The sequence below is a fragment of the Pantoea sp. X-Soil-YNGN-844 genome, from assembly GCF_059730595.1.
On sequence record NZ_AP036007.1, the window covers coordinates 25302 to 52206 of the forward strand.

The 26905-nt window shown below is 57.7% G+C and carries 25 protein-coding genes; 19 read left to right on the forward strand and 6 right to left on the reverse strand.

The features are described from left to right. Positions 1–27: 27 nt before the first annotated feature. From AC6I8C_RS00120 to AC6I8C_RS00135, 4 genes are all read left to right on the forward strand, one after another. Positions 28–1548 carry a xylose ABC transporter ATP-binding protein gene (locus tag AC6I8C_RS00120; protein ID WP_497821265.1) on the forward strand — a complete coding sequence of 507 codons (1521 nt, stop codon included), beginning with the start codon at positions 28–30 and terminating at the stop codon, positions 1546–1548. Beyond that, positions 1541–2725 carry a xylose ABC transporter permease XylH gene (gene xylH / locus AC6I8C_RS00125; RefSeq protein WP_135907385.1) on the forward strand — a complete coding sequence of 395 codons (1185 nt, stop codon included), beginning with the start codon at positions 1541–1543 and terminating at the stop codon, positions 2723–2725. Before AC6I8C_RS00120 ends, xylH begins: the two co-directional genes overlap by 8 nt. Before the next feature lie 94 nt (positions 2726–2819). Then, positions 2820–3998 carry a D-xylose utilization transcriptional activator XylR gene (gene xylR / locus AC6I8C_RS00130; protein WP_497821266.1) on the forward strand — a complete coding sequence of 393 codons (1179 nt, stop codon included), beginning with the start codon at positions 2820–2822 and terminating at the stop codon, positions 3996–3998. Between the two features lie 506 nt (positions 3999–4504). After that, positions 4505–5956 carry a sugar porter family MFS transporter gene (locus AC6I8C_RS00135; protein ID WP_497821267.1) on the forward strand — a complete coding sequence of 484 codons (1452 nt, stop codon included), beginning with the start codon at positions 4505–4507 and terminating at the stop codon, positions 5954–5956. 27 nt (positions 5957–5983) lie between these two features. Here AC6I8C_RS00135 and AC6I8C_RS00140 read toward each other — a convergent pair whose 3' ends face one another. From AC6I8C_RS00140 to AC6I8C_RS00160, 5 genes are all read right to left on the reverse strand, one after another. Next, entirely contained in the window at positions 5984–7117 is a 1134-nt protein-coding gene (locus AC6I8C_RS00140; RefSeq protein ID WP_497821268.1) for an ROK family protein, read from the reverse strand. A 202-nt stretch (positions 7118–7319) separates the two neighbouring features. Then, positions 7320–8060 (reverse strand): replicative helicase loader DnaC, encoded by a 741-nt coding sequence (gene dnaC / locus AC6I8C_RS00145; protein WP_033734618.1) that lies wholly within the window; start codon positions 8058–8060, stop codon positions 7320–7322. Continuing rightward, positions 8060–8596 (reverse strand): primosomal protein DnaT, encoded by a 537-nt coding sequence (dnaT, locus tag AC6I8C_RS00150; protein ID WP_497821269.1) that lies wholly within the window; start codon positions 8594–8596, stop codon positions 8060–8062. The genes dnaC and dnaT overlap by 1 nt, the downstream gene beginning before the upstream one ends. 110 nt (positions 8597–8706) lie before the next feature. After that, positions 8707–9387 (reverse strand): hypothetical protein, encoded by a 681-nt coding sequence (locus AC6I8C_RS00155; RefSeq protein WP_497821270.1) that lies wholly within the window; start codon positions 9385–9387, stop codon positions 8707–8709. A 74-nt stretch (positions 9388–9461) separates the two neighbouring features. Continuing rightward, a complete protein-coding gene (locus tag AC6I8C_RS00160; protein ID WP_497821271.1) occupies positions 9462–10091 on the reverse strand; it encodes an autotransporter in 630 nt (209 codons plus the stop codon). Between the two features lie 206 nt (positions 10092–10297). Here AC6I8C_RS00160 and AC6I8C_RS00165 point away from each other — a divergent pair, with 206 nt between their 5' ends. The 9 genes from AC6I8C_RS00165 to AC6I8C_RS00205 all read left to right on the forward strand — a co-directional run bounded on the left by AC6I8C_RS00165 (position 10298) and on the right by AC6I8C_RS00205 (position 19458). Further along, the gene (locus AC6I8C_RS00165) at positions 10298–10864 is read left to right on the forward strand and encodes a DNA-3-methyladenine glycosylase I (RefSeq protein WP_497821272.1); all 567 of its coding nucleotides are present in this window, start codon (positions 10298–10300) and stop codon (positions 10862–10864) included. Positions 10865–10974: 110 nt separating this feature from the next. Next, positions 10975–11637, forward strand: coding sequence for an OmpA family lipoprotein (locus AC6I8C_RS00170; protein ID WP_135907375.1), 663 nt, complete (start codon positions 10975–10977; stop codon positions 11635–11637). Positions 11638–11772: 135 nt separating this feature from the next. Then, positions 11773–12756 (forward strand): LacI family DNA-binding transcriptional regulator, encoded by a 984-nt coding sequence (locus AC6I8C_RS00175; protein ID WP_497821273.1) that lies wholly within the window; start codon positions 11773–11775, stop codon positions 12754–12756. 65 nt (positions 12757–12821) lie between these two features. After that, complete coding sequence (locus tag AC6I8C_RS00180; RefSeq protein WP_497821274.1) at positions 12822–13847, forward strand: LacI family DNA-binding transcriptional regulator; 1026 nt, start codon at positions 12822–12824, stop codon at positions 13845–13847. Between the two features lie 139 nt (positions 13848–13986). Next, entirely contained in the window at positions 13987–14736 is a 750-nt protein-coding gene (locus AC6I8C_RS00185) for a sugar phosphate isomerase/epimerase family protein (protein WP_497821275.1), read from the forward strand. A 9-nt stretch (positions 14737–14745) separates the two neighbouring features. Beyond that, the gene (locus AC6I8C_RS00190; RefSeq protein WP_497821276.1) at positions 14746–15705 is read left to right on the forward strand and encodes a sugar kinase; all 960 of its coding nucleotides are present in this window, start codon (positions 14746–14748) and stop codon (positions 15703–15705) included. Between the two features lie 32 nt (positions 15706–15737). Next, positions 15738–17018, forward strand: coding sequence for an MFS transporter (locus AC6I8C_RS00195; protein ID WP_013359588.1), 1281 nt, complete (start codon positions 15738–15740; stop codon positions 17016–17018). 133 nt (positions 17019–17151) lie between these two features. Continuing rightward, positions 17152–18126: a glyoxylate/hydroxypyruvate reductase GhrB gene (gene ghrB / locus AC6I8C_RS00200; protein WP_135907366.1), complete on the forward strand. Its 975-nt coding sequence runs from the start codon at positions 17152–17154 to the stop codon at positions 18124–18126. An 81-nt stretch (positions 18127–18207) separates the two neighbouring features. Continuing rightward, positions 18208–19458 carry a valine--pyruvate transaminase gene (locus AC6I8C_RS00205; RefSeq protein ID WP_013359590.1) on the forward strand — a complete coding sequence of 417 codons (1251 nt, stop codon included), beginning with the start codon at positions 18208–18210 and terminating at the stop codon, positions 19456–19458. Here the strand turns inward: AC6I8C_RS00205 and AC6I8C_RS00210 are convergent. After that, positions 19455–20915, reverse strand: coding sequence for an aminotransferase-like domain-containing protein (locus AC6I8C_RS00210; RefSeq protein ID WP_497821277.1), 1461 nt, complete (start codon positions 20913–20915; stop codon positions 19455–19457). The two genes, AC6I8C_RS00205 and AC6I8C_RS00210, sit on opposite strands and share 4 nt — an antisense overlap. 168 nt (positions 20916–21083) lie before the next feature. On the opposite strand from AC6I8C_RS00210, the gene AC6I8C_RS00215 reads away from it, so the two are divergent. The 6 genes from AC6I8C_RS00215 to AC6I8C_RS00240 are packed head-to-tail and all read left to right on the forward strand — an operon-like array spanning position 21084 to position 26818. Next, positions 21084–22550 carry a hypothetical protein gene (locus tag AC6I8C_RS00215; protein ID WP_497821278.1) on the forward strand — a complete coding sequence of 489 codons (1467 nt, stop codon included), beginning with the start codon at positions 21084–21086 and terminating at the stop codon, positions 22548–22550. Between the two features lie 17 nt (positions 22551–22567). After that, positions 22568–23842, forward strand: coding sequence for an ATP-grasp domain-containing protein (locus tag AC6I8C_RS00220; RefSeq protein ID WP_497821279.1), 1275 nt, complete (start codon positions 22568–22570; stop codon positions 23840–23842). Beyond that, positions 23830–24537, forward strand: coding sequence for a class II glutamine amidotransferase (locus tag AC6I8C_RS00225; RefSeq protein WP_135907363.1), 708 nt, complete (start codon positions 23830–23832; stop codon positions 24535–24537). The genes AC6I8C_RS00220 and AC6I8C_RS00225 overlap by 13 nt, the downstream gene beginning before the upstream one ends. 5 nt (positions 24538–24542) lie before the next feature. Beyond that, entirely contained in the window at positions 24543–25343 is an 801-nt protein-coding gene (locus tag AC6I8C_RS00230; protein WP_497821280.1) for a 2OG-Fe(II)-dependent halogenase WelO5 family protein, read from the forward strand. A gap of 41 nt (positions 25344–25384) precedes the next feature. Beyond that, positions 25385–25885, forward strand: coding sequence for a YbaK/EbsC family protein (locus AC6I8C_RS00235; RefSeq protein WP_497821281.1), 501 nt, complete (start codon positions 25385–25387; stop codon positions 25883–25885). A gap of 21 nt (positions 25886–25906) precedes the next feature. Then, a complete protein-coding gene (locus AC6I8C_RS00240) occupies positions 25907–26818 on the forward strand; it encodes an EamA family transporter (RefSeq protein ID WP_497821282.1) in 912 nt (303 codons plus the stop codon). The last annotated feature ends 87 nt before the right edge of the window (positions 26819–26905 follow it).

Consider the following 26905-nt stretch of genomic DNA (forward strand, 5'->3'; position numbering starts at 1 on the left):
CGCGCATAGCGTGAGGGAGAACAGTCGATGCTGCTGGAAATGAAAAACATCACCAAGCGTTTCGGTGCCGTGAAGGCGGTTAATGATGTCAGTCTGCAACTGGAGGCGGGCGAAGTGATGTCGCTGTGCGGTGAGAATGGATCGGGCAAATCGACGCTGATGAAAATCCTGTGCGGCCTCTATCCACACGGCGATTTTGAGGGGCAGATTCACTTCTCTGGCGACGACATTCAGGCGCAGACCATTCGCGATACCGAGCGTAAAGGCATTGTGATTATTCATCAGGAACTGGCGCTGGTGCGGCAACTCACAGTGATGGAGAACATCTTCCTCGGTGCCGAACTGAGCCGGTTCGGCATGGTGGATGACGAAACCATGACTCTGCGCTGCCAGCAGTTACTGGCGCGGGTCGGGCTGAACGTCTCTCCCGCGACCCGGGTCGGGGAGCTAGGCCTGGGTCAGCAGCAGCTGGTGGAGATCGCCCGCGCGCTTAACAAACAGGTCCGGCTGCTGATTCTGGATGAGCCGACCTCTTCCCTGACGGAGCAGGAAACAGATGTGCTGCTGGGCATCATCCGTAATCTGCGCGAACACGGCATCGCCTGCATCTACATCTCGCACAAGCTGAATGAGGTGAAGGCGATTTCCGACACCATCTGCGTGATCCGTGACGGCCAGCATATTGCGACCCGTCCGGCGGCGGGCCTGAGCGAAGATGACATTATCACCATGATGGTCGGACGCGAGCTGACCGCGCTTTATCCTCACGCGCCGCATCAGATCGGCGATGTGATACTGAAAGTCGACAACCTTACCGCCTGGCATCCGGTTAACCGCCACATCCGCCGGGTGAACAATGTCTCGTTCACGCTCAGACGTGGTGAAATCCTGGGTATCGCCGGGCTGGTGGGTGCGGGCAGAACCGAAACCGTGCAGTGTCTGTTTGGCGTCTGGCCGGGACGCTGGCAGGGTGATATCTGGATCAATGGCCAGCAGGTCAGCATCACCGACTGCCGCGCTGCGATTGCGCACGGCATCGCGATGGTGCCCGAAGATCGCAAAAAGGATGGCATCGTGCCGCTGATGGCGGTGGGCAAAAATATCACCCTGGCGGCGCTGGATCAGTTCAGTCACCGCCTCTCTACCCTGGATGAAGCGCAGGAGCAGCAAGCGATCAACGACGCGATCAGCCGGCTGCGGGTGAAAACCTCCTCGTCGGAACTGCCGATTGGCCGCCTGAGCGGCGGCAATCAGCAGAAAGCGATTCTGGCGAAGTGCCTGCTGCTTAATCCAAAAATCCTGATCCTGGATGAACCGACGCGCGGCATTGATGTCGGCGCCCGTCAGGAGATCTACCTGCTGATCAATGCGCTGGTGCAGCAGGGTATCGCGGTGATTGTGATTTCATCTGAGCTGCCGGAGGTGCTGGGCCTGAGCGATCGGGTGCTGGTGATGCATGAAGGGCAGATCAAAGCCGATCTGATTAACGATAACCTGACTCAGGAGCAGGTGATGGAAGCTGCCCTGCGGAGTGAACATTATGCTTAAAAGTGAAAGTACCCAAAGCCGCCTCACCGGCACGCCGGGCAAACCGTCACCGGGCAGGTTCACGCTGCCCAATCTGCAGGTGCTGGTGATGCTGGGCGCGATTGTGCTGATTGCGTTGTTCTTTACCTGGACCACCGACGGCGCGTGGCTCAGTGCGCGTAATGTCTCCAACCTGCTGCGTCAGACCGCCATCACCGGTATCCTGGCGGTGGGCATGGTGTTCGTGATTATCTCGGCGGAGATCGACCTGTCAGTCGGCTCCATGATGGGGCTGCTGGGCGGGGCGGCGGCGATATTCGACGTCTGGCTCGGCTGGCCACTGCCGCTGACCATCGTGGTGACACTGGTGATGGGGCTGTTGCTCGGTACCTGGAATGGCTGGTGGGTGGCCTACCGTAAAGTGCCGTCGTTTATTGTCACGCTGGCGGGGATGCTGGCGTTCCGCGGCATTCTGGTCGGAATTACTGACGGCACTACGGTTGCGCCCATCACGCCGGGCATGTCGCAGATTGGACAGAGTTATCTGCCGGGTGGCGTTGGTTTCGGCTTTGGCGTTGCCGGTCTGGCGCTGTTTATGCTGTGGCAGTGGCGTCTGCGTCTGCGTCGTCAGCAGCTCGGACTGCCGCAGGGCGCAGCCAGCAGCACCGTGGGGCGTCAGGCCATTACCGCCATATTAGTGCTCGGTGCCATCTGGTTACTCAACGACTATCGCGGCGTACCGACGCCTGTATTACTGCTTGCCGTACTGTTGCTGGCGGGCATGTTTATGGCCACCCGCACCGCTTTTGGCCGTCGTATCTATGCCATCGGCGGCAACATTGATGCTGCCCGGCTGTCTGGCATTAACGTGGCGCGCACCAAACTGGCGGTGTTTGCCATCAACGGTGTGATGGTGGCGATTGCCGGGCTGATCCTGAGTTCAAGGCTGGGCGCTGGTTCGCCGTCGGCGGGTAACATCGCAGAACTCGACGCGATTGCTGCCTGCGTCATCGGCGGCACCAGCCTGGCGGGCGGTGTGGGGTCGGTGGCGGGCGCGGTAATGGGGGCCTTTATCATGGCCTCGCTGGATAACGGCATGAGCATGATGGATGTGCCGACTTTCTGGCAGTACATCGTCAAAGGCGCGATTCTGCTGCTGGCGGTGTGGATGGATACCGCAACGCGGCGTCGGGTGTAATCGCGCGGGCGATCACATTGTGGCGCAAACAATTTTTTTTGCCCCTTTCAGCCGTGTTATGCAATGCGCTGAGGATTTAAGGGAACGCGCCACCATGCATGATAAACGCTATCGCATTACGCTGCTGTTTAACGCCAATAAAGTGTATGACCGCCAGGTTGTTGAGGGCGTCGGAGAGTATCTGCAGGCGTCGCAGACTGACTGGGATATCTTCATCGAGGAAGATTTCCGCTGCCGCATCGACAACATCCGTGAGTGGCTGGGCGATGGGGTGATCGCCGATTACGACGATCGCTCCATCGAAACCCTGCTGTCGAATGTCTCTGTGCCGATTGTCGGCGTTGGCGGCTCTTACCATCGTCAGGAAGATTATCCCCCGGTGCATTACATCGCTACGGACAATGCCGCGCTGGTGGAGAAAGCCTTTCTGCATCTGAAAGAGAAGGGCATTAACCGCTTTGCCTTTTATGGTTTACCGGCCTCCAGCGGCAAGCGCTGGGCACAGGAGCGGGAACAGGCGTTCCGCCAGCTGGTGGGGCGTGAGCGCTATCAGGGCGTGGTTTATCAGGGAATGGAAACCGCACCGGAGAACTGGCAGCACGCCCAGAACCGGCTCGCCGACTGGCTGCAGACGCTGCCGCCGCAAACCGGCATTATCGCCGTCACCGACTCACGGGCACGGCACCTGCTGCAGGCGTGCGAACATCTGAAAATACCGGTGCCGGAGAAGCTTACGGTGATCGGGATTGATAATGAGGAGCTGACCCGCTATCTGTCACGCGTGGCGCTCTCGTCCGTAGCTCAGGGCTCGCGACAGATGGGCTATCAGGCGGCCAAACTGCTGCATCGGCTGCTGGATATGCAGCCTCTGCCGCTTCAGCGCATTCTGGTGCCGCCGGTAAAAGTGATCGCCCGGCGCTCAACTGACTTCCGCTCGCTACGCGATCCGGCGGTGATTCAGGCGATGCATTACATCCGCTTCAACGCCTGTAAAGGGATTAAAGTGGAGCAGGTGCTGGATGCGGTAGGACTGTCGCGCTCTAACCTGGAAAAGCGCTTCCGGGATGAAACCGGCGACACTATCCATGCGATGATCCACCGCGAAAAGCTGGAAAAAGCCCGCGAATTGCTGGCTTCCTCGTCGCTCAACATCAACGAGATCTCACAGATGTGCGGCTACCCTTCGCTGCAATACTTTTACTCAGTTTTCCGCAAAAGCTACGACACTACGCCGAAAGAGTATCGCCAGCATTTTGGCGAAAACCTGCTTTAACGACAGACCGGCGTAAAGAACGCTCAGGTTTTCATATAATGACCAGGATGAAAATTATATTTCATCCTGATGCCTCGCTGTCAGTCCAGGCGCCATCTTCGCAGGCTTAATCTGCCAGCCGAAACAGCCCAGCCTCATTGGATTAAGAGCCTAAAAATCAGCCGTTAAGGCTGAGGGCAGGCGGGATATTTTATCAGTCCCATACGGACCGCTTCAGCCGATATTTCTTCTGTCATCAGGTGTTTACCCTTGATGGAAAAACATCACCGCCCGGCTTTATCTCCTATATTACTGATTTATATGATTTTTGCTTAGGATTATCACCTGGCAAGTTTATAATTTTTTCCAACCTGCCTCACACTTCCGAAAGAATTAATCCAAATTTCTCCATTTAGAAAATATATTTCACGGGTGTCTGATCGCTGCAATTCCTGAACCCCTGACAATCACGCCTCCTCTTTCTGAACCGATGCGGTTCAGGCAGTAGAGAAAAGGAGTCTGTAAAAATGGAAACCCGGCAAAAACGTTACAACATGAAATATGTCATGCTCTGTTGCACCGTCGCCGCTTTTGGTGGCCTGCTGATGGGCTATGACTCATCGATTATCTCTGGCGCTATCGAGCCGCTTAGTGACTATTTCCAGCTGACCCCGGCAGAAACCGGCTGGGCAGTGTCTAACATCCTGCTAGGCAGTCTGGTTGGCTGCTTTATTGCGCCAAAGCTGAGCGATAAATTTGGCCGCAAAAAGTCGCTCGCTATCACGGCGCTACTGTTTACTGCCTCGGTGGTGGGGACTGCCATCGCCCATAACTTCTTCACCTTTGTCGCTTTTCGTATTCTTGGCGGATTAGCAATCGGGCTGGCCTCGGTGATCTCGCCAATCTATCTGGCTGAGCTTTCACCGTCGAAGTATCGTGGCCGCACCAGCGCGCTCTATGCGGTCTGCTGCGTCGGTGGGCAATCGGTGGTACTGCTCACCAACTACTTCATTAACAAATCGATGCTGCCCGAGATGATGGTCGATACAGGCTGGCGCTATATCCTGGCAACCGCGCTGGTGCCCTGTGCGCTGTTTATCTTTTTCATTGCTTTTATACCGGAATCACCGCGCTGGAACGTTCTGAAAGGCAAAGACAAAGAGGCGCTGGATACGCTGAGCAAAATCTCTGACCCGGTCCATGCCCGCACCGTTTTCAATGAAATTAAACACTCTTTCTCTGATGAGGCGGTGACCCGCCATAAATCCCGATTCCGCCTGAACAAAACCACGGTGCCGTTGCTCATCATTGGTATTGGCCTGGCTGTCGGCAACCAGATTAGCGGCATCAATGTGATTCAGTATTTCGGGCCAACGTTGCTGAAAAATGTGTCCGGCAGCACGGATTCGGCGCTGCTTCAGACCTTCTGGCTGTCCGTATGTCAGTTTGTAGGAGTGCTGATGGGTATGGCGCTGATTGATAAAGTCGGACGTCGTAAGCTGTTACTGCTGGGGGCGATTACCTCTGCCGTTTTCCTTGCCTACACCTTTATCGCTTTCTATTACAGTTTGCCCGGCTTGCTGGCGGTGGTGGGACTGTTTGCCTATATGGTTTTCTTTGGCATGACCTGGGGACAGATTGTCTGGACCGTACTGGGCGAGCTGTTTCCGACAGAAATCCGCTCAATCTGTGTCGGCATCTCCATTTGCGCCATGTCGATGGCCAATTTTGTCATCAGCACCACATTCCCGATTCTGAACAGTAATGCTTTTCTGCTTGAGATTTTCCACGGTGGCTTCCCGCTGTTACTGTTTGCGCTTTTTTCACTGGCTATGTACTTCTTCACTTTCCGCTATCTGCCGGAAACGGCTGGGATGCCGCTGGAAAAAATTCACGCGCGCGTGCTGGAGAAGTTTAATATTGACCCGCGTGAGGCGGGCGAACGGACAGATGCTCCGGTCAGCGAGACGCGATCATAAAGAAGAGGGCAGTCTGTGGGGGCACGCTCACCCCACACGCTGCTCACTCTGTTCCAGTACCGCCAGTGCCAGCCCGTTCGCCGGGTCAATCCGGTTTTCCGGGAAGTGCAGCTGGGTGTGCGCGGCGGTAAAGGCCAGTGCGTTGCCGTGTGCAGTATCGCGCACCGCCTTGCAGAAGCGCTCACTGGCGTTCCACGGACAATCAATGATGATGGTAGCGGGATTGAGCAGCAGCATAATCTGACTCAGCGCCGCGCCAAGATAGCCGCCCGCCTGCGCCATCACCTCATCCACCACGCGCGGGGCGCTGTCGCGGTTCTGCCAGCTCAGGCCTGGCTGACGCTGCGCCAGCTGCTGATTCACTGCAGGCTTGCTGACCAGCGCTTCCAGACACCCCCGGCGGCCGCAGCTGCAACGTGGCCCTTCAGGCTGGACAACCAGATGTCCTGCTTCGCCCGCCGTCCAGCTATGCCCGGTAAATACCTGACCCTGCTGTACCAGTGCGCCGCCAATCCCCTCGGAAATACGCAGATAAAAATGACCGCTCTCCGGCGATAATCCACTTTGCTCAACAGCCAGTAGCGCAGCGGCTTTGACATTATTCATAATGCGGATGGGCAGACGCACGTGCTTGCGCAGCGTGGTCAGCAGGTCAACATCCTGCCATTCCAGCGGCAATGAGATATGCATCCAGCCGCGCCGGGGATCGACGATGCCGGGGAAGCCGAGGCCAATACCGAGCAAGTCGGGATAGCGTTCTGTCAGTTCCCGGCACAGCATAGCCAGTTCAGCCAGCAGGCGGGTCGGGTGACGGGTATCGGTACGCAGCGTCGCTTCAGCCAGCACCTGGGAAAAGTAGTCGCAGACCCGCCAGTGGATCACGTTGCGTTCCACCATGACGCCAGCGCTCTTAAGCTTTTCCGGTCGCAGGGTGATCCCGATTTTAGGCCGTCCTGCAGCCGCGACGCTGACCGGCCCCAGTTCCTCTATCAGACCCTGCTCCAGCAGGTCATCAATGATTAATGAGACCGTGTTTTTGCTGAGGGTCAGCGCCTCCGCCAGATCCTGACGCGACGTCACGCGCAGCTTACGCAGCTGAGCCATCACCCGTTTCTGGTTATTGAGTCGCAGTAGTGCGGGGCCTTTGCCGTTCGTTTTCATCACGGATTCACCCAACAGAGGAGTAAGAATTGAGTGTATCAGCCCCGGCGTATTCTTCATGCCACACTTTTGCGGGCTGTTTCACACAACCTGATCGCCTGTGGCTGAGATCGTGACGGCGATCAGATCGCCAGCTTAAGCCTGCTTTTCTGCTGTACCGGCGGCCTCATTAGCGCAATGACCCGGCGTAGCCGGGTCATTGTTAATACTCGTCGCCGCGCACCCGACTGCGATAGCTTTCCCAGTCGAAACGTACCCACAGGCTGTTGCCCAGGCGCATACGGTCCATGACGCGCTCGCCCAGCAGCGCATTCATGCCCGCATGATCGAGGTTTGATAACATGCCGGTCGGGCGTTTCGATGAAGAACGGCGATCGACAATCTGGTTGATAATCACTTTTTCGTAGCGTGACTCGCTCTGCATACCGATCTCATCAATCACCAGCAGATCGACACTGCTGAGATCCTGAATCAGTCGCTCTTCGGTAATGCCACTGCTGCCGCTGAAGGTTCCCTTCATGCTGGACATCAGATCGGCGACCGTCACGATCAGCACGCTTTTACCGCGCAGGATCAGGTCATTGCCAATCGCAGCGGCCAGATGGTTTTTACCGGTGCCAGGACGCCCGGAAAAGACAAAGCTGGCGATGCTGCCATCAAACTCAGCGGCGTACTGACGCGCCAGCTCCAGCGCTTTGCGCTGTCCTTCGTTCTCGACCCGGTAATTATCAAACGAGCAGTTCATGTGTAGCTCGCGAATGCCGGAACGGCCCATCACGCGCTGCATTTTCATTGCGCGGTTCTCACGCACAATCGCCTCTGAACGCAGGCGACCCTGTTCCTGATTCCACGCCAGCAGCTCTTCGCCATTGGCAAATTTAGGACGGGTGCCCGCAGGCATCATTCTTTTCAGACGGTTAAAGAGATCATCTGGCGTTTTCATCATTCACCTCGGAAACCATCGGGAATGGTACGGTCAGGATCAGGCAACTGCGTGATATCACGCTTCGGTTGCCCGCCGTTTGCGGCGCGGTTCATCTGAATGCTGCGCGCCAGCTTCTGTTGCCACTGCACATGATGAAACATCCGGCCTTCCGCCTGCCAGTAGGCCACAAAGGCCGCCAGCTCGCCGGGCGTCACCGGTTCACTCAGCGCCACACCCCAGATGGCGGCCTGACGCGTAAAGTCGGCATCCGGCTGCCAGCCCGGATACATGGTGAACTTGCCTGCCGGCGTGTGTATTGCTGCGGGCGCGTCGTCATAGAGGCTGTCATCCAGCGCGACATCATTCGGCTGCCGGGCGGCGGCTTCCAGCGCCAGCAGCTCAGCCAGACGCGCTGGCGTGATGGCATACATCACCGGCGCATAATTATCTAACACCGCCAGCGTGCCCTTTTCCGCCTGCTGCAGGGCAGTCAGCGGATCCTGTCGGAAGGCATCCAGGCCAATGAGCGTTGAAGTTAAGATTTTAGCTGACATGAAAAGACCTGAGGTTAACGAACACCTTGCGCCGGGAACCTGTCGCCGACGCAGAAGTGTTTATTGTACCTGTTTTGAGGGTGCGGATCGCTTAAAAAGCAACTCCGCAGTCAGTGCGACGTGACCGGAGAGGCGTTGTGGCGGGCCGGTGCAGATTCGGTGGCGTGTACGCTGACAGCCGCGGCGATCGGACGGGTCTGCCATAGATAGCGAACCGAGGCCAGCCAGCAGAGGCTGTATCCCAGAAGCTCGGTGCCCTCTTCGGCCATGTTTTTCACTACGCGGTTGTAATCCCCCAGCATCAGATGCTGCCACAGCGCATGCACACCAAACAGTCGGGAGAAGACCAGCACCACTAAAAAGCCGGAGGCCATCACCGGCCAGCTGCGGTGCAGCAGCAGGTTAGCCAGCGCATGCAGGGTTTTCTTTGGCGTTCGCAGCGCAACGGCCAGCGAACCCGCCGTGACCGCCAGGGCAAACCAGACCCAGCTGCCGTGCTGAATGACATCAAACACGAAGTCGAGCTCGCGGATCAGCATGCAGCTGTAAAAGCCGGCGACCAGGGTCAGCGCTCCACGCTGGGCGGGACGGCGGCGGGCCGCAATGAAAAACAGCGCGGCGATCGTCGCCAGCATGATTTCCTGGGTGGTTTCAGTAAAAGAGGTTTCGTGCAGTGCGTCGTTCATCCAGGCCACATCAATGTAGACGGGGACGATAGTCAGGGCGAGAACCAGGGCGGCCATCAGGAAGACCGCGATTTCGCGGCCAATAATTGTCAAATCGTTGCGCATTTTGTTACCAGTATAATGATTAGCGGACTCATTATATTTTAAACGCCCGATTCCCTTTCTCTTTTCATGCCCCGCTAGAAGCTGGCGCTGAAGCCAAAGCTATAAAGTTGCTGCTGGTCGTTATTGAGCGCTTCGCTTTGTGAAAATGACGCGAAAGCCGCCAGATTATCGTTCAGTGGCATTTGTGCGCCGATGCTTAAATCGATACCGTCGGACTGGTCCGAGCCATTCGTTGCCTCGCGCCGTGGACTCTGCGGCGTATCCGCCATCAGATAGTGGTAACTCAGCTGCGCCCAGGGCGATATCCATCCCTGCTGCGAATCAATGCGCCATCCGACGCTGGCGCTTTGTTCACGGCTCTGCTGATCGCTGTAGTCGCATTGCAGACAGTTCATCTGCTGGGGATCGACCGCATACTGCGCCACGGGTCCGGTGGTCAATGACGGCGCAATGGGCATATCAACGCCCGCCCGATAGCGTTTACCCAGCGGCGTGGTGCCTACGCTACCGGTTTCACTGTGCAGGGCGATGGGGGGAGCAGTGGGAGAATTAATTGCAGCTTCAAACAGGGCGCGGCTCTCATCGCTGAACGCCAGTGGCGTCAGGGCGATCTTCTCCGCCAGAATCGTGTTGTAGTCGGGCAGAAAGTCAGGATGCTGAGGCGCAGAGGTGCCGCCGCGGGCAAACGTCGGTTGCGTGAACATTAACAGCCCTACAGCACAGCAGGTCCGCAGACCTTTCCAACCGCTTCTCGGCAACATCGCTTCTCCGGGCAAGGCTGAAGTTATGGCGTCTTAATGAATTTTTCGGCCCGTCTCTGTTATTTAACCGGTGATCGTTTAACTATCAACCGATTAATTCTAAGATCAAGCGGACCGCTAAAATATTCTCGTTATAAAGGAACAAAACGATGCAACGATGTGGCTGGGTAACGCAGGATCCGCTCTATCTGGCGTATCACGACAGGGAATGGGGTGTGGCGCAAAGAGAGACACGTGCACTGTTTGAGATGCTCTGTCTGGAAGGACAGCAGGCGGGATTATCCTGGATCACCGTGCTGAAAAAACGTGAAAACTATCGTGCGGCGTTTCATAAGTTTGATCCGCAGGCTATTGCGCAGATGGACGCTGCCGACATCGATGACCTGATGCTCAACAGCGGCATTATCCGCCACCCCGGTAAAATCGCCGCCATTATCGCTAACGCCCGCGCTTTTCTTGAGATGGAAGCGAAAGGCGAGGATTTCAGCGACTTCGTCTGGGAGTTTGTCGATAACGTGCAAATTGTGCACCATTATCCTGATTACAGCCAGGCACCCACCACGTCAGAGCAGGCTATTGCGCTCTCGAAGGCGCTGAAGCTGCGTGGTTTCAAATTCATCGGCCCTACAATTTGCTACTCCTTTATGCAGGCCTGTGGGCTGACAAACGATCATCAGAGCAACTGTTTTTGCCATCCTGACAATCAAAAGGCGTGATTCCCGGTAAATCAGGATTTTTCCGCACTACATTCCCGGTCACCAGACGGCATAATCGTGCCACTTATGGGAAAGGTTTTCCCCTGTGTGTCGAATGTAAGGGAACAAAAATGCAGAAGAAATTAATCGCCATCACCTTGTTATTAAGCGGCAGTCTGGCCCTGCCAGGCTGTACCACCAATCCTTACACCGGCGAATCTCAGGCGGGTAAGTCAGGCGTGGGCGCGGGCCTTGGCGCATTAGTCGGTGCCGGTGTCGGCGTGCTCTCTTCATCGAAGAAAGATCGCCGTAAGGGTGCTCTGATTGGGGCCGCAGGCGGCGCGGCGCTGGGCGGTGGCGTGGGTTACTATATGGACGTGCAGGAAGCGAAACTGCGTGACAAGATGCGCGGGACCGGCGTCAGCGTAACCCGCAACGGCGATAACATCGTCCTGAATATGCCAAACAATGTCACCTTCGACTCCAGCAGCAGCAATCTGAAACCTGCCGGCGCCAACACCCTGACTGGTGTTTCAATGGTGCTGAAAGAGTATCCGAAAACCGCGGTAAACGTCGTGGGTTACACCGACAGTACCGGCAGCCGTGCGCTGAACATGCGTCTGTCACAGCAGCGTGCTGAAAGTGTTGCCAGTGCGTTGATCGTGCAGGGTGTTGCCAGCGATCGCCTGCGCACACAGGGTGCAGGCCCGGATAACCCGGTTGCTACCAACAGCACCGAAGCAGGCAAAGCACAAAATCGTCGCGTTGAAATTACGCTCACCCCGCTGGGATAATCGCGGTCGCCCCTGAACGGGGGCGCCTCTTTATCTGTAAAGCATCACGTTAAAAGCACCAGTAATGTTTCTGCGGATAGAGCCAGCAGAGGCCTTATGGTAGTCTGATCAAAAATTGATCAGTGGACTTGCCCCATGTCTCTTAAAGCCATCGCTGCAGTTTTAGGTCTTTCCGTTACGACTGTCAGCCGCGCCCTCAATGGTTATCAGGATGTCGCTCAGGAGACGCGTAAACGCATCGAAGAGGAAGCGCAGCGGCGCGGCTACCGGCCTAATGCGGCGGCCCGACGGCTGAAAACCGGCCGTGCTAATGCTGTAGGGCTCGTTTATCCGGTCATTGAATCTTCCCTGAATGGCTGCGACTTCAGCGACATGCTGCTGGCGCTGGATCATCATCTTGCCCGTCATGAAATTAACCTGCTGTTGCTGGCGGATAAACAGCAGCAGAGCCATTCAACCCTGACGCGCCTGCTGCGCAGTGGGGCCGTCGATGCCCTGATCGTCGGCCATACCACGCCTGAAGACAGCCGACTGAATGCGCTGATGCAGACCAGTTTTCGCTTTCTGGCGCTGGGCCGCAGCGATCTGCCAGCCGCCTACGCCTGGTTTGATGTTGATCACCTTGCCGGTTCACAACTGGCGGTGGACTGGTCGCTGGCGCAGGAACGGCAGCGGATAGCCTGGCTCGGCAGCAATGAAAACAGCACGCGGGTACGTGACCGGCGTCAGGGTTATCTGACGGCGCTGGGTGACGTTGCGCCTTATGCGATGGCGGCGGTCGCACCGTCGCGCCGTGCCGGCTATCACCAGATGCGTGAGTGGCTGGCAGAGGAACCCGCGCCGGAAGTGATTATCACCGACTGCGCTGCGCTCGCTGAAGGCGCAGCCCTGGCGCTGCAGCAGGCCGGTCGGGCAGCGGGCGAGGACGCCATTCTGCTCGCAGGCTGGGAAGGATTACCGCGTGATGCGATTCTCGATCATCCCATTGCTGCGATTCGTCAGGCAACGCCGCATCAGGCTGGCGAACAGGTGGCTGACATGGTTATCAGGCTGATCAATGGCGCACCGCCGGAAACGTTACAGACCCTGTGGCAACCCTGGCTGCAATTACCGGCCTAGCACTTTTTGCGCCGGGCTTCGCTTGTGCTAGTCTCTGCCGGGTTTCTTATTTCGCAGGATATCTCATGAAAATCAGGCCGCCTCGCGCCACCATAAGCGATGTTGCTCACGCGGCACGAACCGGTAAAACCAGCGTTTCACGCTATCTCAATGGCGAGCTGCATCTGCTCTCTGCCGACTTAAAAGCGCGGATTGAACAGGCCATTGCGGATCTCAGCTACCGTCCGAGTCAGATGGCGCGCGGCCTGAAGCGCGGACGTACCCGCCTGATTGGGCTGATTATCGCCGACATTACTAATCCCTATTCCGTCGATGTGATGAGCGGCATTGAAGCTGCCTGCCGCGAACAGGGCTTCACGCTGCTGATGTGTAACACCAACAATGAAGTGGATCTGGAGCAGCACTATCTGCAACTCCTGAGCAGTTATCAGGTTGAGGGCATCGTGGTTAACGCGGTCGGCATGCGTGAAGAGGTGCTCAGCCATCTGCAACAATCCCTGCTGCCGATGGTGCTGATTGACCGTAAAATCCCCGACTTTCCCTGCGATGTGGTGGGCCTGAACAATGCCGAAGCGGCCGAGACGGCCACACGCCATCTGGTCGACAATGGCTATGACGCACTGCTGTTTCTCAGCGAGCCATTGGGCAGCGTTAACACGCGACGCGAGCGTCTGCAGGCTTTCCGCCAGCTGCTGGCGGCGCATCCGCAGGTTGAGCATGAAAATGCGGAAGTGCCGCTGCACCAGCCCGCCGCACTGGATCAGGCGCTTCTGACCTTCCAGCAGCGTCACACCGGTAAACGCTCCGCGGTGATGGTGGCCAATGGCGCACTGACGCTGCAGGTGGCGCGATCGCTGCAACGACTTAATCTGCACTGGGGCCATGATATCGGCCTGCTCGGTTTCGACGAACTGGAGTGGGCGGCGCTGGCGGGTGTCGGCATTACCACGCTGAAACAGCCGACCTGGCAGATTGGCTACAGCGCGCTGGAGCGATTGATTGCGCGCATAGAGGGCAGCGAATTGCCGGTTGCCGAGCAGGTCTTCTCAGGCGAACTGATCGTTCGTGGCTCCAGCCAGCCTCTGGGCTGAATTTCAGATTTAACCTTCCGTTTACATGCTCGCTTCGTGAGCACGATCATAATTTCACAGTTTGCTGCTTTGCTTTGGAACCGGTTCCATTTAGGGTTTTTCTATTCGTTATCGGCAGAAATCTGCCATGGAGTTGAATATGAAACCTGACATTATCGTGGTGACCGCCGCTTATGGCCACACGCAGATCGCTGCACTCGGCGGTCAGATTGCGTTACTGCCGATTATCCAGCAGGCGGGCGCTGACGGGGTCGAAATCCGCCGCGAACTGCTTGATGATGCGGCACTGGCCGATCTGCCAGCGCTGGCCAGGGCGATAGCGCAGCATCAGCTGCACGCCAGCTATTCCGTGCCCGATACGCTGTTTTGTGACGGCGGCGAAATCAATCCACGCATAACCCACTACGTTGAAGAGGCACGCCAGCTAAACGCGCAGCGGCTGAAAGTGGCGCTGGGAGACTTTACCGGTGCGCTGCCTCGCGAAACGTTGCAGGCGCTGCTGGCGGATTTGCCGTTTCAACTGACCGTGGAAAACGACCAGACCGAACATGGCCGACTGGCACCGTCCGTCGCGTTTTTCACGGCGGTACGCGAAGCCGATCTGCCGATCAGCATGACCTTTGATATGGGTAACTGGTGCTGGACCGGCGAAGACGCCGATCAGGCAGCAGAGCAGCTGGCCGCGCAGGTGGGCTATGTGCATGTTAAAGCCGCCGTGCCGCATCAGGATAGTTTCCGGGCGATTGCGCTGGATGAGGCTGATGACCACTGGCGCACGCTGCTGCAACAGCTGCCCGCCCGCGCGCCGCGCGGTATTGAATTTCCGCTGGAAGGCGACGATCTGACTGCGGTGACGCGCCACTACGTGTCGCTGCTGCGTAACGTGTAAGGAACAGATATGACGCACACTATGCATCACAACGGTCCGCTTGATGTTGTCACCATCGGTGAAGCGATGGCGATGTTCATCGCCCGTGAAACCGGCGACCTCGCCGCAGCAGAGACCTTTGTTAAACGTGCCGCGGGCGCGGAACTCAATGTCGCGACCGGCCTGGCACGTCTTGGCCTGAAAGTGGGCTGGGTCAGCCGTATCGGCGATGACGCTTTTGGCCGGTTTATCTGCCAGCAGCTGGAGAAAGAGGGGATCGATCACGCCTGTGTGACGGTCGATAAGCGCTATCCCACCGGTTTTCAGCTCAAGTCCAAAGTGGATGACGGCTCGGATCCGCTGGTGGAATATTTCCGTAAAGGCTCGGCGGCCAGCCATCTGTCTGTTGATGATTTTGACGCGGACTATTTCGGCTCGGCGCGCCATCTGCACCTCAGCGGTGTGGCGGCGGCGCTGTCAGAAAGCTCATTAGAACTGCTGAAGCACACCGCCAAAGAGATGCGTGCACGCGGCAAAACTATCTCGTTTGACCCGAACCTGCGGCCGGTGCTGTGGCGCAGCGAAGAGGAGATGCGTAAGCAGCTCAATCTGCTGGCGGAGTATGCCGACTGGGTACTGCCGGGCGAAAAAGAGGGGCTGATTCTGACCGGTTATAGCCAGCCGGAAGCGATCGCGGATTTCTATCTCGACAGGGGTGTGAAAGCCGTCGTGATTAAAACCGGTTGTGACGGTGCCTGGTATAAAACCGCGCAGGGCGAACAGGGCCAGGTTGCGGCGATCAAGGTCGATAACGTGGTGGATACCGTGGGTGCCGGTGACGGCTTTGCCGTTGGCGTCATCAGCGCGCTGCTGGAAGGTCAGTCGCTGCCGCAGGCGATTCGCCGCGGTAACAAGATTGGTTCGATGGCGATTCAGGTCATTGGTGACAGCGAAGGTCTGCCGACGCGTCAGCAACTGGGCGACGTGTAGTTCGCGCCCCTCTACAGTCACAGGAGTTCCCGATGAAAAAGCAGACAATCGCGCCAAAACGCTGGTGGTTCATCATGCCCATCGTGTTTATCACCTACAGCCTGGCGTATCTCGATCGTGCAAATTTTAGCTTCGCTTCTGCTGCCGGGATTAATGACGATCTCGGCATCACCAAAGGCATGTCTTCGCTGCTGGGTGCGCTGTTCTTCCTGGGTTACTTCTTCTTTCAGATCCCGGGTGCGATTTACGCCGAACGCCGCAGCGTCAAGAAACTGATTTTCGTCTGTCTGATCCTGTGGGGCGGCTGTGCCTCGCTGACCGGCGTGGTCAGTAACATTCCGATGCTGGCCGCGATTCGCTTTGTTCTGGGCGTCGTGGAAGCCGCCGTGATGCCCGCGATGCTGATCTACATCAGCAACTGGTTCACTAAATCGGAACGTTCGCGCGCCAACACCTTCCTGATTCTGGGTAATCCGGTCACGGTGCTATGGATGTCTGTGGTGTCGGGCTATCTGATTGAATCCTTTGGCTGGCGCGAGATGTTTATCTTCGAAGGGATTCCGGCGGTGGTCTGGGCGATTGCCTGGTGGTTCCTGGTGCAGGATAAACCGGCACAGGCGCGCTGGATGAGTGATGCCGAGAAAGCGGCATTACAGGCTGAACTGCAGAAAGAGCAGGAAAACATTAAAGCAGTGCGTAACTACGGCGAAGCGTTCCGTAACCGCAACGTCATCCTTCTCTGCCTGCAGTACTTTGCCTGGAGCATCGGCGTGTATGGCTTTGTGCTGTGGCTGCCATCGATTCTGCGCAACGGTACGCAGATGGGCATGGTAGAAGCGGGCTGGCTCTCTGCCGTCCCTTATCTGGCAGCGACCATTGCGATGGTGGTGGTCTCCTGGGCGTCGGACAAAACCCAAAATCGTAAGCTGTTCGTCTGGCCGCTGCTGCTGATTGGTGCGCTGGCATTCCTCGGCTCGTATCTGGTGGGATCGAACAATTTCTGGATGTCCTACACCCTGTTAGTGATTGCCGGAGCCGCGATGTATGCGCCTTATGGACCGTTCTTCGCCATTATTCCTGAGATGCTGCCACGTAATGTCGCCGGTGGCGCGATGGCGCTGATCAACAGCATGGGCGCGCTGGGGTCGTTCATCGGTTCATGGATTGTCGGCTATCTTAATGGTGCTACCGGCAGTCCTTCGGCGTCTTACATTTTTATGGGATCGGCCCTGCTGGTTTCGGTGTGGCTGACGCTGATTGTGAAACCGGCGCAGAATAAAGCCCCGCCGCTGCAGGGTGCGAAACCGGCCTGAAAGCGTAAACGCTAGAGAGTGCTGATTCATAAGCGCCTAAGGTTTAGTCAGCATATTAAAAGCGTAATCGTTAATCTCTGTTTCTCCGGGCGGCCTGCAAGCCGCCCGCTACTTATTGAACGGGAGCCACCGAATGAAACCCGCTGTAATTCTTTATAAAAAACTGCCTGACGATCTCTACGCACGCCTGGCTGAACAGTGTGACGTGACGGAAATCAGCGATCTGTCGCCGGAAAGCCAGCAGCAGCACGCTGCGGTGTTTCAGCAGGCAGAAGGGCTGCTGGGATCGGGCGGTAAAGTAAATGGCGAGCTGCTGGCGAAAATGCCCAATCTGCGCGTCTGCTCCAGCGTCTCTGTGGGCTATGACAATTTCGATGTTGATGCACTGAATCAGCGTCACGTGGTGCTGATGCACACTCCAACCGTGCTGACCGAAACCGTGGCGGACACCATGATGGCGCTGGTGCTGAGCACGGCGCGCCGGGTGCCGGAACTGGATGCCTGGGTGAAAGCGGGCAACTGGCAGAAGAGCATTGGTCCGGCGCAGTTTGGCATCGACGTGCACCATAAAACGCTGGGTATTCTCGGCATGGGACGCATCGGGATGGCGCTGGCGCAGCGCGCCCACTTTGGCTTCGGCATGAAAATCCTCTACAACGCCCGCCGCGAACATGAAGAGGCGCAGTCGCGCTTTGGCGCGCAGCGCTGTGAACTGGAGGCGCTGCTGAAGCAGAGTGATTTCGTCTGCATCAGCCTGCCGCTGACGGAAGAGACGCACCATCTGATCGGTGCTGCCGAACTGGAACTGATGAAGCCGGATGCAGTGCTGATCAACGCCGGTCGCGGGCCGGTGGTGGATGAGCAGGCGCTGATCGCCGCGTTGCAGGCGGGCAAACTGCATGCTGCCGGGCTGGATGTGTTTGAGCAGGAGCCGGTCTCTGCCGACTCTCCGCTGCTGTCACTGCCTAACGTGGTGACGCTGCCGCACATCGGTTCCGCCACGCATGAAACCCGTTACGGCATGATGCAGGATGCGGTAGAGAATCTCATCGCCGCGCTCGGCGGAAACGTTGAGAAAAACTGCGTGAACCCGCAGGCGCTGAAGTAATCCCCACGCCTTCCCATTGCGCCCGCCGATGGCGGGCGTTATGGTGGACCCCCGATTCGCTATCACAAATATTTAACCGCTATGTCCTTTTCTCAGTTCGGCGACAAATTTACCCAACATTCCGGCATCTCACGTCTGATGGAAGATATGGGCGCAGGCCTGCGTACGCCCGGCACCATCATGCTGGGTGGCGGCAATCCGGCGCAAATTCCGGCCATGAACGACTATTTTCAGCAACTGCTGCAGCAGATGCATGAGGAGGGCAAACTCAGCGAGGCACTGTGCAATTATGACGGTCCGCGTGGCAAAGCGACGCTGCTCGAATCGCTGGCCGGACTGCTGAGCGAACAGCTTGGCTGGCCGATTACCGCAGAGAACATCGCGCTGACCAACGGCAGCCAGAGCGCCTTCTTCTATCTGTTTAACCTGTACGCCGGTCGCCGGGCCGATGGCAGCAAAAAGCGGGTGCTGTTCCCGCTGGCGCCTGAGTATCTTGGCTATGCGGATGCCGGTCTGGAAGACGATCTGTTTGTGTCGGCGAAGCCGAACATTGAGCTGCTGCCGGAAGGCCAGTTTAAATATCATGTCGATTTCGAGCATCTGCCGATGAACGATGATGTCGGGTTAATCTGCGTATCGCGCCCGACCAACCCCACCGGCAATGTGATCACCGATGATGAGCTGATGCAGCTCGATGCGCTGGCACAGCAGCATGACGTACCGCTGCTAATCGACAATGCCTATGGCGTGCCGTTCCCCGGCATCATCTTCAGCGAGGTGCGCCCGCTGTGGAATCCCAATATCATTCTCTGCATGAGTCTGTCGAAGCTGGGCCTGCCGGGTGCGCGTTGCGGCATTATTATCGCGGATGAGAAGACCATTACTGCGCTGAGCAATATGAACGGCATCATCAGCCTGGCGCCAGGCAGCATCGGACCGGCCATCGCCAATGAGATGATTCGTCGTGGCGATCTGTTGCGGCTCTCCGAAGAGGTGATTAAGCCGTTCTATCAGCAGAAGGTGCAGCAGACTATCGCGATCCTGCGGCGCTATCTGCCGGAAGATCGCTGCCTGATCCATAAGCCGGAAGGGGCGATTTTCCTCTGGCTCTGGTTCCGCGATCTGCCGATCACCACCGAACTGCTTTATCAGCGGCTTAAAGCGCGCGGCGTACTGATGGTGCCAGGCCACTTCTTCTTCCCGGGATTGGAACAGGCGTGGCCGCACACTCATCAATGTATGCGGATGAACTACGTGCCGGATGCAGAGAACATCGAGCGGGCAGTGCAGATTCTGGCGGAAGAGGTTGAGATCGCCTGGCGCGACAGTTAATTCTGCTGTTCCTGTGAATCGGTTAACGACAGCTGGCACCACTGTGCCAGCTGCTGAATCGCCTGTTCCACCTCCGCATTCCAGCCGAAACCGGCATTCAGCCGGAAACAGTGATCGTAGCGCTGATCGGTAGCAAAAATGTGGCCGGGCGCAATCCCGATGCCCGCATTGCGCGCTTTCAGAAACAGCTCGCGCACGTTCAGTGCCCCCCGTGGCATTTCCACCCACAGCACATAGCCTCCCTCCGGATCGGACACCCGGGTTCCCGCCGGAAATTCCCGCAATACCGACTGCCGCATTTCACGGATTTGGCGCGCCAGCTCGCGCCGCAGTTTGCGCAGATGCGCATCATAGCCACCGCTGCGCAGCAGCTCAGCCACCGCCGCCTGTGACAGCACGGAGGTGCCCATGGTGGAGGTATATTTCAGCGAGGCGATTTTGCGCATGTAATTGACGCTGTGCACCCAGCCAATACGAATGCCCGGTGCCACGGTTTTAGAGAAGCCGCTGCAGAGAATGGCGTTGGGGCTGAAGGCACGCATCGGGAAGGGGCGACGCTCACCAAAGGCGGTATCGCCAAAAATATCATCCTCAATGATCACTACATCGTTCTCATCCGCCTGCCGCGCAATATAGGCTTTATGCTCGTTGGGAATACTCTTGCCCAGCGGATTATTGACGTTGCACAGGGTGAGAAAGACCCGTACCGCCTTGCGCTGAAACAGGCCGGTCAGCTTTGCCACATTCACATACCCTTCCGGCCCGGCTTCCACTTCAATTACCCGTAAATTGAGGTTATGCAGCATCTGCAGCAGCACGAAATAGCAGGGTGACTCTACGGCGACCACATCACCCGGCTGGGTGGTGGCGCGCAGCGACAGTGAGATCGCCTCGATACAGCCGTTGGTGATCAGAATATCGTCGGCGCTGATATTGCAGCCATAATCGACCGCGCGGCGGGCAATCTCGGTTTTCAGCGGCGCATAGCCGGTGCCCTTGACCGTATTGCCGAGCAGGGCCGGTTTGCTGTAGCCCATCTTGCGCATCAGCAGGCCGATGCGTTTGACAGGATAGAGCGCGCTGTCGCCGTTAGCCAGATCGAGGCGCACCCGGCAGTCTGAGCCAAGCATCGCCAGATGCAGTTCGGTCTGTTCATCCAGCGGTGCGATGGCGTGTGGCTGTTCGCTGATGGCGGGCAGCTGACGTGAAGAAGGCCGCTGCGGGGCGACAAAAAAGCCCGATTTAGGCCGGGCGACGGCGTAGCGCTCATCTTCCAGCGTGCGCAATGTTTTCAGGGCGGTGGTGAGGCTGACATTGTACTGCGTCGCCAGCGTGCGTACCGACGGCAGACGGCTGTCGGGAGCCAGCGAACCGGCATGAATAGCCTGCTTGATCTGTTCTGCTATCTGGCGGTAACGACTGCTCTGACTCTCCTGTTCCCCGATAACATCGGCCATCTGTTCCACCCCATATCGCGCTGATCTGTGCATATTCAACAGAGTACATTCAAAGTACTTTAGGCTGCATCTCTTAATTATTCATGATGCTGAACGGCACGGCGACCCCGCCAGCCACCGGGCTTCAGGCCATAAAGCGATTCTGTTCACCTGAGGGAAATGCGAGAAATGAATAATCTGCCCGCCATGATGAAGGAGATTGAAGCGTATCTGTCGCCCGCGATCATGGAGTCGGCTCAGCGCTGCTCCGCCCGCCTGCTGGCGGCGTTACCGGATAAGCTGCAGCTGGAGAACAACCGTGTGCTTCTCGCCTATGGCGGCGGAAAAGACAGCAGCTACATGGTGGCGTATGTGCGATACATTCAGGGCCTGATCTGGCAGCAGCAGGGCAGCACTTTCTCTCTTCGGGTCAGCACCAACCGCCATGCGGCGATGAATCAGAGCGTGATGGAGAATATCCATCGCGTGTATCAGGCGCTGGCGATGCATGACGATGAACGGGCGGAATGTCTGGTGGTGGATGGCCTGCTGATCCGGCCGTTTACCCGCGACCTGCCGATGCCGGAGAGCGTGCGGCAGCAGAACCGCCATGATGTGCTGATGAATGGCCACCGCTTTCGCGCCGATGGGCGCTCGACCTTCTGCAATGCCTGTAATCTCAGCATGGTGAACTCCTTTGGCCTGGCGGCAGACTACAACGGCGGCGTGGATCTGATTGTTACCGGCGACTCGCCGCAGGAGCAGGCTGCCTATGTTGCCTGGGCGCGGCACCTTTCACGGCTGTTTGATGCGCCGGTAGCGGACAAAGACCGGGGCTTCAGCGGCTTTCTCCAGACGCTGGACGGCGTGGCTGAGCGCTACTTCTCTGACGTTTACGGTGCCGATCAACTGACACCCGCACACCGCATTACCCACCAACTGGCGCGCGATCCGCTGTTTTTCAACATCTATCAGGACACCGCCTATGAAGCGGGCGCGCACTGGGCGCTGCTCAGCGAATTTATGCGTTTCCGTTTTGATGAGCTGATGTTCAGCTTTTCTGAGTCCGACTGCGGTAATCCGACACTGATGGCCCATCTGCGCGGACTGCGGGCAGAAACGCTGCTGCAGCGTAACTATGCCGAAGGGATCCGCGAATATGTGCGCTTTGCGCTGGGGCTGATGGTTAAGAAAGATTTTCCGCCACAGCTGATTGATGAGATGGCCGCGCGTTATCAGGATGACGACGCCATCTACCAGCAGCGGCAGCGAGCGGCGGACTTTGCCCTGCAGACGTTTGACCTTAACGACGACCAGCTGATCTGCATGATCTACTCACCCTTCCTGGCACAGGGAGAACAGCTCGGACAGTGGCTGTCGCAGCAGCAGATTGCGCTGGATGAAACCATCATTCGCGACCTGCTTGAGCAGCGCAGCGAGGATCTCGCACTGGCACAGCAGTTAACACAGCTCTCTGGCCTGACGCTGACGCAGATGCGGCACTGCTGGCAGAGTAAGCCGGTCAGTTCGCTGCTGGAGGGCAAAAGCCGCGATCCGCTGTCGCGCGTCCTGCGTTTTGATCCCCATAAAGCAGTGATTCAGGTCAATAACGGTGTGCTCAACGACATCGTGACAGAAATCATTTCCGGGCGTTAACCCGGTAAGGCAAGGCGATGAAAAAGATTTTCCTGCAAATTGGCGCCACCCGCGATGGACAGAACCCCTACTGCGAGGTGGCAAAGCGCGATGGCTATTTCACCGTGCTGGCGGAAATGGGCGATTTTGTCGATTACCAGTCGTTAAGCCTGGCGCTGCCGTTTGATCTGATCATCCGCCTCGACCGTCCTGATAATCCGTGGGAGGTCATGCAGGCCTATCTCCACGCCGGTTTACTGGCGCATCCGCTGGTGGTGCTGGCGGGCTTTGAAGCCTACAACGCCAGCGCCGGACGGCTGCGCGAAATGCTGGCCGGGCCTGACGCGCCCGCCGCCTTTATTCCGCTGGATAAATATGCGCAGCGCATGGCGCTGAAAAAAGCCTGGCCGCGCTTCCCGCAGCCGGAGTTCCGCTTTTTTGCCTCGCCACTCAGCATTCTGGATGCGGAACAGGCGCTGATCTATCCCTGCGTCGTGAAGCCGGTGGATGGCGGCGGCGGGCTGGGCATCTGGCTGATTGAGCGCGCCGATCAGCTGCATAGCGTAGTAACACAGCTGGTACAGACCATGAACTATGGCGGGCGCGGCTTCAGCGGCTTTATTGTGGAAAGTGCGCTGATCGGCGAGGAGTTTTCGTTGCAGGGCGTAGTGCATCAGGGGCATCCCCTGGCGCTGACCTGCTGCCAGAAGGTCATTGAGCAGCACCGGGATAGCGAAGGCTGCGTCAGCTTTTATGAATCGGGCCATGTAGCGATGGCGGCAGCAGCCCTGCCAGCGTCGTTCAGCAGTCTGATGACCTTCTGCTGCGAAACCTTTGGCTATCGTCAGGGCGCGTTTCACATCGATTTCATCGTGGTGAATGGCGTGCCACATTTCCTGGAGATGGGATTTCGGCTCTCCGGCATGGGGGTGGCGACGCTGGTGCAGGCGACGACCGGCATCAACTGGGCGGAAGTCACCTTCCGGCTGGAAGCGGGCGGCGCACTGCCTGCCTTTACCTTCACTCCACCCGGTGCGGTCGGCCAGCTGCGGTTACGGCAACCGGCGCAGCTTCAGGCGGCTGAACGCTGGATCGATCAGCATCAGCAGGGTGCGCTGTTGCCACCACTCAGATTGCCGGCATTACAGGTTTCACCCCGCTCTTCGCTCTATGCCGATCTGACCCGACACGCGGGCATTCTGGCAACGTTCAGCCTGACGGCCGCTGCGCGCGAACCCATTATGACCACGTTTCAGCAGGTGATTGCCGCGCAATCCGTTACAGCCGGGAGAGACAAAGTATGTGCAGGATGATTCTGGCGCATGGTCAGTTCGACAGCGCACAGATTTTAGAGGCGGCGCGTGCCATGAGCTGCGGTGAAGGCGCCGAACACGATGGCCCGATCAAATCGCATCCCAACGGCTGGGGCTGTCTGTGGCTGGAAGAGGGCGAGATTCGGACCCTGCACGGCACCGGCCCGTTCGCCGACGCCCTGCCGGGCATTGATGTGGATCGCCTGCGCAGCCGCTTTCTGGCGGTGCATGTGCGTCACGCCACGCTGAGTAAAAATCAGGGGATCGAATTTTCGCATCCGCTGTGGCGCAACAGCGCCGGACATCAGTGGTACATGATGCATAACGGCTTTCTGCCGACGATTTACCGCCAGCTTGGCCTGGCGGAATCCCGCTTCGATTCCGAAGAGTATCTGCGCTACCTGGTGGATCAGACCACACCCGCCGATTTCACCCGCGACTATCTGCGCGCAAAGATGGCGCAGATAGAACCCGGCGGCAGCGCAGGCAATGCCATTTTTGTCACCCGCGACAAAGCCTGGGCATGGCAGTGGCATCCGCACGACACCCCTTTTCCTGACTATTTTACGATGCATTTTCGGCAACAGGACGGTTGCACGCTGATCGCCTCTGAACCCGTAACAATACCAGGCAGCGCCGGCAGCTGGCGGCGAATGAACAATCATGAACTCTATGAAATACCGTTTAGGGAGTGATAAACATGGCTATTTTCAATCAGTTCCGCGTGATTAATCCCAACATGTTTGTGGAATCGACCTGGCTGGATGACATAGTCACCGCACGGGTGCCGCTGCTGGTGCTGCGTAATTTCCTGACGCCAGAGGTGCGGGAAACGGTGGTGGCTGACCTGCAGCGCTGCCGGGAAAAGATCCGTGTCTCTCACTATCCGAATGGCGCGCTGACCACGCTGGGCCCTTATCTGGCGCGCCATACGGCGGCTCCCGAAAACTATTTTACCGAGCTGCGTGATATCCAGCCGGCGTTGCCGCCCTCGCTGAACCAGCTGCGCGAACAGATTTATGGCTGGGTGCAGCATGCGCTGCGGCTGGAAAGCTTAAACATCGCCCACGAACCGGGTCATGGTGATTACGCCGGTTCTATCGTGCGCTTTCATGCCAATGGCGTCGCCAACCCGCTGCATAACGACAATATCGTGCGCGACGCCGCGCAGACTTCGCTGGTGGTGACGCAAATTCTGCATCAGCTCAGCTGCGTGGTCTGCCTGCAGGAGTGCAACGCGGGTGGTGCGCTGCGTATCTACAACAAAAAGTGGACGCCGGAGGATGAGCAGTTCAAAACCGCCGGTGAGCTGGGCTACCGCAGTGGCGTGATTGAAAACAGCGAGATCTGCGAATTTTCACCACGCAGTGGTGATATTTACCTGTTTAATCCGGCTTTTTATCACGAGATAGACCGGGTTGAAGGTGATACCCGCATCACCATGGGGTTCTTTTTCGGGCTGACCGATAAAAAGATGAAACACGCTATCGCCTGGAGCTAAGCCGGGTTGTGCAGGAATTTTTGCCAGAAGAGGAGAAGGGAATGACGACGTTTGAAAAAATTACTGCGCTGCTGGATCAGCATCAGGCCAGCTACCGCGTGGTGGAGCATGAGGCGGTCGGGCAGACCGATCAGATCAGCCAGATCCGTGGCAACGCGCTGGGCCAGGCGGCCAAAGCGATGGTACTGGAGGTCATTATGCCGGACGGTGCGCCATCGCGTCAGGTGCTGGCGATTGTGCCGGGTGACTGTCGGATCAATTTCAAAAATGCGGCGCGCGCCATCGGCGGCAAAAAGTCCTCGTTCGCCGCGCCAGAGCTGGCGCAGGCACTGACCGACTGTGTGATGGGCGCGGTGCCACCGTTTAGTTTTGATGACCGGCTGGCGCTGCGGGTCGATACCCGCCTGCAGCAGGTCGGCACATTATGGTTTAACGCGGGCGAGCTGGAGAAGTCGATCGCGCTGGCTGCAGATGACTATTTTCGCATCGTGGGTGAAGGCTGTTGTGCTGATATCGCCTCCCCGATTGCGATCACCGCCTGACGGCGGCTCAAGGAGTTTCAGATGTCGGTAAAAGATATGCTGTTAGCGCTGTGCGTGGTAGTAGCGTGGGGCGTGAATTTTGTGGTGATTAAGCTCGGGTTGCAGGGCATGCCGCCTTTTTTGCTGGCCGGACTGCGTTTCGCTCTGGTCGCCTTTCCCGCTATTTTCTTTGTGCGGCGCCCGCCGATCCCGCTGCGCTGGCTGGTGGTTTACGGCATGACCATCAGTTTTGGTCAGTTTGCGTTTCTGTTTCTGGCGATCAAGCTCGGCATGCCAGCCGGTCTGGCGTCGCTGGTGCTCCAGGCGCAGGCGTTCTTTACCCTGTTGCTGGGTGCGCTGCTGCTGGCAGAGAAGCTACGCTGGAATCATATCGTCGGGATTATCATCGCCACGCTGGGGATGTTCATGCTGGCGACGGCGGGGATGGAAGGGCAGACCAGCGCCGGGATTACGCTGACGACTATGATGCTGACCCTGTCGGCGGCGCTGTCATGGGGGCTGGGGAATATCACCAATAAGATCATTATGCGGAACCGTAGTGTGCCGATTATGTCGCTGGTGGTCTGGAGTGCGCTGGTGCCGGTCATTCCCTTCTTTGCCTGTTCGCTGCTGTTTGAGGGGCAGGCCGCCATCGTTAATAGCCTGCTGCACATCGGCCTGCAGACCGTGCTGGCGCTGTTCTACCTGGCATTTGTCGCCACCATTGTCGGTTACGCTATCTGGGGGAATTTACTGAGTCGCTATGAAACCTGGCGTATCGCGCCGCTGTCGCTGCTGGTACCGGTGGTAGGGATCATTACCGCCGCGCTGGTGCTGGATGAGCACCTCTCTGGTCAGCAGATGCTGGGGGCGGTGGTGATTATTCTGGGGCTGCTGGTGAATGTGTTTGGTGGCGTGCTGGGTCAGCGTTTAGCGATGCGAACGCAGCTTTGAAGATAGCCATAAGAGCAAAAAAAACGCCGCATGCGCGGCGTTGAGATTGTTGAAAAAGTCTGCCCTGGCTCGCTGTAAGATCCAGCC